Consider the following 3,393-nt stretch of genomic DNA (forward strand, 5'->3'; position numbering starts at 1 on the left):
AAAGGAAGAATAGCTTCGATACGTTTCACCACCTTTGCTTGAAGAGTAATACCTGTAAAACAGCACTCCATGAGCCAGTCATTCAGCAGGTGTTCAATAAAGCGATGAGTCAGGCCTTGTGAATTCCAAAGTGGCGAAGCATAGGCAAAGAACGCCCAATCAGATAAGTGAGGGTGTACACCATTAATCTGATCCAATGCAGAAAGCACCTTACCGGCATCCAGCTTCGAGGCCATTTCAATATCAGCCATGCCAAAACCACCGCCACCAGCGCCTTCGTTGTACTTAGCGCGAATAGCCTCTGTCGCCATACCGATCGCCGCTGGCATCTGCCACTTTTCGATGTTTACACACAAACCCATAATCTTATTTCCCCTCACCACAATGTTGAATCAATCAAATTGGACAGCTCAACCACCAATGATAAACTGTATATATACACAGTTAAATGATAATCCCTTTTTGAAATGTACAAGACGATTCAACGCCTGGTAGGCCACCGCATATACAGGATTGGTCCTGATGGCCCATGCGGTTACAACAGCACTGAAGATAATGTGTCGGTATTAATGGCCAGTGGAGACTGGAAGACAATCCCTTTTGGCGGCTATATGGAAGTAGGCAACGTTGTGGGTGTAAGGCGACTGAAGATTATGGATGTGTCCGCACTCTGCTCTGATGATGACGGGTACGAAGTTGTTTATACCATCCCAAGATACCACTACTTGGTAGGAACGTATCTAAACGGAAGGTGCTTTATCCTGCTTTATAATGGAGAGGTAAAGCACTACCTGGATAAGAATGCTGACCAAGATTCTAAGAATAATGTGGTTTGGTTATAAAACAAACGTCATTAAAACAATAGAGAATTGCCGGAACAAGGCGCTAATGCAAAATCTGCATCGCAACAGAGAAAGAGTAGCAGACTCCTTGTGGTTCATTCTCGAATTCTCGACGATTTACCGCCATGCGTAAAAAGGAGAGTGGATAGCTCCCCCTAGTTTTATGGTTTAGGCTGGTCTAGGTTTAAATACTTTTTGACTTTTATTTAAAACGTTCTTTTCAACAACAAGGTGAAATATAACACCAAATAAAGTGGTTATAAGTATTCCGCCAAGTAAGCTGATTTCCCATGAAGCTCCTACTTTTCCAAATAGTCTCTGGGTAATAGAAAGAGCTGGGTTATGAACGAGATAGATTGAATAGCTGGCATTTCCTAATAAAACTAAAAAGCTAGGCCATACCAACGCTTTTTGACGTTCAAAACCAGCAGCACCAATAATCAGCATCGCCATTCCCAGGGCAAAACAAAGACGGATAGCTACATCGCCTCCAATGTTTATTAGGTAGATGCTGATAATGCCTAGTGTAATACCGCTTATTGCGAATAAAGCAGAAAAACGTTGGCTATTCATACGTTTTAGGTAAAGAGCAGCTCCCATGCCTATTACAAATTCTACATTCAGTAAGGAGAAAAAGTAGCGTCCCGCGCCACTTGGGACTTCGCCCAGAGCGTTAAGGGCTAGAATAGATGCTACCCACAATAAGATAAATGAAAGGAATACCCTATTATTTATGAAAAATAGTAAGAAGATGGAGTAAAACATCACTTCGTGGATTAATGTCCAAGCAACACTTAGGATAGGAACGCCTTCCCCAGGTAGTAGAAGGAGAGAACTGATAAGGTTTATTTCACGACCGCCTGACGCAGAAAGAGCAGGTAATAAGGAATAAGCTAAAGCCAATGGGATCGCGACACACCAGTATATTGGGAACACCCTTAAAAAACGTTTTTTCAGATAGCTTGAAACACTGTTTATTGATTTGTCATCATGTTGGTGAATATACATAATAATAAATCCAGACAACACAAAGAAAAAATCCACCCCAAAGTTACCTTGTCCTATCGTATTGTGTACCCATCTTGGCATCTCACCAACAAATGCTCCCGTCGAAGTGACTGTGTGATGCCCAACAACGGCCAAAGCTGCTAGTCCTCGAAACACTTGTAAGCTAAATATCTGCTGACGCATTCTAATCCTTAAATCTAATTTAAATTTTTCTTAAAGTTATTACCATTAGAAAAATGGCTAACCATCTGACTCCTTAGATTTTATAATTTTATTAGCCTGTTTAATATAGTTTTATAAGAATTCAGGTGTAGTACCAACCAGCTATCAAAATACTTATCCAATCAGGAGTGTACAAAGGTTGATGCGACGTGGCTTGTTTTAGCCTTTCTCAATAGGAGCCAATTACGTGGCTAAGATATGAAACTGTACAGATTAATAAATTAGCTTTTACCCAACGCCCCAACAACCAGCGCCCTATTAATAGTCTCTTTCACATGCCAGAGCTGATCGCCGTGTTGACGTTCCCAGGTATTCACATCGTGGTGAAGTTGCTGGTGGTGATCATGGCAAAGTGGGATGGTGAACAAATCCGAGGCCTTACTTCCCATCTTTCCTTCTCCGTGGCCAATTAGGTGGTGAGCAATACCTGCAGTTTTTCCGCAAACACGGCAGGGTAACTTGCGTACGAACGATAAGTACTTTTCACTCTCCCAACGGATTGGTTTTGGCTTTCTTAGATACATCGCTGGTGGATCGTCATCGATGACCAGTTTTAGAACTGGCTTTGCCAAGCGTTGTAGTTGTTCACGCTGACCTTCGAACACATACCTGGCATCTGTATCCACGTTTCCCAGTACTCCCACTCGCTTGCTTCCCTCTTCTCGCTTGAACTGACGATCGAGAACAGACTGCGGAAGTAACGCATACACGTCATTGCGAACGGCCCACCAGCACAAATCAACATCAGTAATACTCCTTACTTCACCATGCAGCTGGCGAGAGACAACCATCAAACCGTGGCGAACCGTATTCTTTCGGGCTATCGAAAATGCCTGGTGACTGTCATCGGCCATGTTGTCGTGATGCCAACACAAACGAATCGCTCCCTCGCCGGTTACCCGAGTTTTCAGATTATGATTGCAGTAACCTTCATCCTTTAGCTGACACTCGGAAATCGTATCAACATACTTAGCTGTACTACCGAGAAGCAGTTGCACATCTTCATGAGCGAAGAACGCCACCAAAGAGAGGTCATCCGAAGACAACCCTCCCGCAGTCTTTGTGGCCAGACGTTGATTGGGAGAAACTAAACCAATCTTACCGTCCACCAGCAAACGTTGAATCGCCTCTTTGTTTGGGCTTAGTGGAATAAGTGCGGCATTCAGTGTCGGGACTACATCCAGGCTGACTTTTATCATCTTCCCTACCTTTAAGCGACTTTAGACTCAAGCAACGGCTTGGTGACCAGCTGCTTACCCATCTCGACCGCTTTGTCGTATTCCAAGCGAGCTCCTTTCGAAAGTTGCCAACCATCCAAGAA

Annotated in this window: 2 protein-coding genes and 1 pseudogene; all 3 read right to left on the minus strand. The window is 43.6% G+C overall.

Annotated features, from left to right (window positions below; translation table 11 throughout):
• Nucleotides 1–362 (minus strand): annotated as a pseudogene (locus R8N49_RS24300) (hypothetical protein); the annotation flags it as partial.
• A 648-nt stretch (nucleotides 363–1,010) separates the two neighbouring features.
• Nucleotides 1,011–2,033 (minus strand): acyltransferase, encoded by a 1,023-nt coding sequence (locus R8N49_RS24305; protein ID WP_318190126.1) that lies wholly within the window; start codon nucleotides 2,031–2,033, stop codon nucleotides 1,011–1,013.
• 260 nt (nucleotides 2,034–2,293) lie between these two features.
• Complete coding sequence (locus R8N49_RS24310; protein WP_318190127.1) at nucleotides 2,294–3,271, minus strand: DUF968 domain-containing protein; 978 nt, start codon at nucleotides 3,269–3,271, stop codon at nucleotides 2,294–2,296.
• Between the last annotated feature and the right edge of the window lie 122 nt (nucleotides 3,272–3,393).

The sequence above is a fragment of the Vibrio sp. 1978 genome, from assembly GCF_033344345.1.

Excerpts from the sequence above, each read along its gene's own strand:
- R8N49_RS24310 (WP_318190127.1), bottom strand. The coding sequence starts at position 3,271 with ATGATAAAAGTCAGCCTGGATGTAGTCCCGACACTGAATGCCGCACTT.
- R8N49_RS24305 (WP_318190126.1), bottom strand. The coding sequence starts at position 2,033 with ATGCGTCAGCAGATATTTAGCTTACAAGTGTTTCGAGGACTAGCAGCT.